The organism is Micromonospora sp. B11E3 (assembly GCF_039871625.1).
In the GTDB taxonomy this organism is placed as follows: domain Bacteria; phylum Actinomycetota; class Actinomycetes; order Mycobacteriales; family Micromonosporaceae; genus Micromonospora.
The window spans coordinates 1-2,821 of the sequence record NZ_JBDPMC010000174.1 but is presented as its reverse complement, the minus strand read 5'-3'; the positions used below and the strand labels follow the sequence as shown (position 1 = coordinate 2,821).

Below are 2,821 nucleotides of genomic sequence, written 5' to 3'. Positions count from 1 at the left end.
TGCTAGCGGACGCGGAAAAATCCTTGTTGGCGGACAGTTGAGTCCCTGCTCGCGGACAGCAGAATTCCTGCTGGGCGGTCAGGTGATCTCCGTCTCGGGCACGTGAAAGTGGATCTCTCCGGCCGGTTGGCTGCTGGTTGCTGACCTTTGCAACCGACCCGGACCGGAGAGACCGTGACCAAGTCTGACAGGGAGATCATGGAAATCTTGGAGTCGTACGATGCGACTCGTTGTGCGCATTCCGCGGCGCAGTTGGCCGGGTGTGACCCGAAAACGGTGCGCCGGTACGTGGCGTTGCGCGACGCGGGTGGCGGGGATCCGCTGCTGGCCCGGACAGCGCCGCGACCGAAGCTGATCGACGCGTTCCTGCCGAAGGTGGAAGAGCTGGTCGACGCGTCGAAGGCGAAGATCCGCGCGGACAAAGTGCATGAACGCCTGATCGCGATGGGGTTCACCGGCACCGAACGCACCACGAGGCGGGCGGTCCGGGAGGCGAAGATCGCGTGGCGGGCCGGGCGGCGGCGCACGTATCGGCCGTGGGTGCCCGAGCCCGGGTTGTGGTTGCAGTTCGACTGGGGTGACGGGCCGCGGATCGACGGGCGGAAGACGTATCTGTTCTGTGCGTGGCTGGCCTGGTCGCGGTTCCGGGTGGTGATCCCGGTCTTCGATCAGACGATGGGTAGCTTGATCGCCTGTCTTGACGCGACGCTGCGCCGCCTCGGGGGTGTGCCGGCGTATCTGTTGGGCGACAACGCGAAGACGGTCACCGTCGAGCACGTCGCCGGGGTCGCGGTCCGGCATCCGACCGTGGTCGCGGCGGGCCGGCATTACGGGGCGACGGTGCACTCGTGTGAGCCGTTCGACCCGGAGTCCAAGGGCGGCGTCGAGGCCACCGTGCGGGTCGCCAAGGCCGATCTGGTGCCCACCGAGACCAACCTACGCGGCGCCTACCGCACGTTCGCCGATCTCGTTGCGGCGTGTGAGCAGTGGTGTGAGCACATCAACGCCCGTATCCATCGGGAGACCGGTGCGGCGCCGGTCGACCGCCTCGCCATCGAACGGGGCCACCTGCACGTGCTGCCGGCCGACCCGCACACCGCCGCGTTGGGTGAGGAACGTCTGGTCAACGACGACCAGACGGTCCGGGTCGGGTCGGTGCGCTACTCGACGCCGCCCGGGCACGTCGGCACGAGGGTGTGGTGCCGCACCGTCGGTGAGGAACTGGTCATCGTCGCCATGACGAACACGGGCACCTCCGAGATCGCCCGACACCCGCGGTCCACCCCAGGCAACCCGCGCATCCTCGACGAGCACTACCCGCACCACCCCGGCGGCAACCACCCGCGGCCACCGCGGCCACGGGCCCGCAGCAAGGCCGAGGCCGACTTCCTTTCCATCGGTGACGGCGCTTATGCGTGGCTGGTCGAGGCCGCTGCGACCGGCACCAGCCGGGTCCGGGCGAAGATGGCCCGCGCGGTCGAGTTCGCCACCATCCTCGATGCCACCCGCGTCGACCAGGCCCTCGGCCTGGCCGCCGCGGCCGGCCGGTTCGACGACGCGGATCTCGGCGCGATCCTGGACCACCTCGCCACCCGAGGCGAGCCCGGTGACCTGGTCCGCGCCGACGAAACCTACTCCGCGCAGCCCGGCACCGCCTCCTGGGAGAGGTTCGGCCGATGACCGACACACCCGCCGCCGCAACAGCCGATCAGGGTGTGGTCCTCGACCCGGACGAGGCCGCCGATCTGGCCCGCCTGCTCGACCTCATCGAGGACTGGCTCCTGCACGCCGACGACGACGCCCGAGCAGGCCTAGCCGGTTTCCTCGACGGCAGTGGCCACGGCCACCTCGCCGCGGCCGGCCGGGCCACCCTCGTCGGACACAACGCCACGACCCTGCACCGCCGACTCCGGAAGGCCACCACCCGATGACCCGCCCCACCCCGACGCCGGCCCGTTCGGCGCCGGCCCTGCCCGACGACCTCGACAAGCTCCTGCGCCGGATGCGGCTGCCCTACCTGCGCGCCGCCGCACCGGATGTCATCGCCACCGCGAAGGCTCAACGCTGGGACCCCGCCGAAGTCCTGCGCGTACTCATCCAGGAGGAGGTCATCGGCCGCGACGCCGCCACCCGAAGGATGCGCCGCAAAACCGCGAACTTCCCGACCGGCAAGACCCTGACCACCTGGCGACCCGACGACTCGTCGATCCCCGCGGCCACCCAGCAGGCCCTGGCAACTCTGGAATGGATCGGCCGGGCGGAGAACCTTGCCGTGTCCGGCCCGTCCGGCACCGGGAAATCACACTTCGTCGAAGCCCTCGCCCACGCCGCGATCGAGGCCGACCTGCGGGTGGCCTGGTTCACCCTCGAAACGCTGACCGGCACGATCAGCCGCGCCAAAGCCGACGGCTCAACCGCCCGCACCGTCGCCCGGATCTGCCGCGCCGATCTGATCGTGGTCGACGACATCGGCATGCTGCCCGCCGGGCAAGACGCCGCCGAAGCGTTCTACCGCATCGTCGACGCCGCCTACGAACGCCGATCCATCGCCGTGACCAGCAACATCCACCCCTCCGGCTTCGACACCCTCATGCCCAAGACCCTCGCCACCGCGACGGTCGACAGGTTGCTGCACCACGCCCACCTGATCACCACCCAGGGCGACTCTCACCGGCTGCAACAAGCCCTCGCCGGCAAGGGGGTGCACGCCTTGACCTGACCACCCACACGGAGATCACCTGACCACCAGCATGGATTTCTGCTGTCCGCCCACAAGGAGAGCTCAAGGCCATCGGACAGGACTTCGTCCTGACCCTTGACA

The 2,821-nt window shown here is 69.5% G+C and carries 3 protein-coding genes; all 3 read left to right on the top strand.

All coding sequences use genetic code 11. The annotated features are described in order from the left end of the window. Positions 1–198: 198 nt before the first annotated feature. The 3 genes from istA to istB are packed head-to-tail and all read left to right on the top strand — an operon-like array spanning position 199 to position 2,719. Complete coding sequence (istA, locus tag ABGB16_RS33390; protein WP_347672042.1) at positions 199–1,680, top strand: IS21 family transposase; 1,482 nt, start codon at positions 199–201, stop codon at positions 1,678–1,680. Then, a complete protein-coding gene (locus ABGB16_RS33385; RefSeq protein WP_347672041.1) occupies positions 1,677–1,931 on the top strand; it encodes a hypothetical protein in 255 nt (84 codons plus the stop codon). The genes istA and ABGB16_RS33385 overlap by 4 nt, the downstream gene beginning before the upstream one ends. Continuing rightward, positions 1,928–2,719, top strand: coding sequence for an IS21-like element helper ATPase IstB (gene istB, locus ABGB16_RS33380; protein ID WP_347672040.1), 792 nt, complete (start codon positions 1,928–1,930; stop codon positions 2,717–2,719). The genes ABGB16_RS33385 and istB overlap by 4 nt, the downstream gene beginning before the upstream one ends. The last annotated feature ends 102 nt before the right edge of the window (positions 2,720–2,821 follow it).

Excerpts from the sequence above, each read along its gene's own strand:
- ABGB16_RS33385 (WP_347672041.1), top strand. The coding sequence starts at position 1,677 with ATGACCGACACACCCGCCGCCGCAACAGCCGATCAGGGTGTGGTCCTC.
- istB (WP_347672040.1), top strand. The coding sequence starts at position 1,928 with ATGACCCGCCCCACCCCGACGCCGGCCCGTTCGGCGCCGGCCCTGCCC.
- istA (WP_347672042.1), top strand. The coding sequence starts at position 199 with ATGGAAATCTTGGAGTCGTACGATGCGACTCGTTGTGCGCATTCCGCG.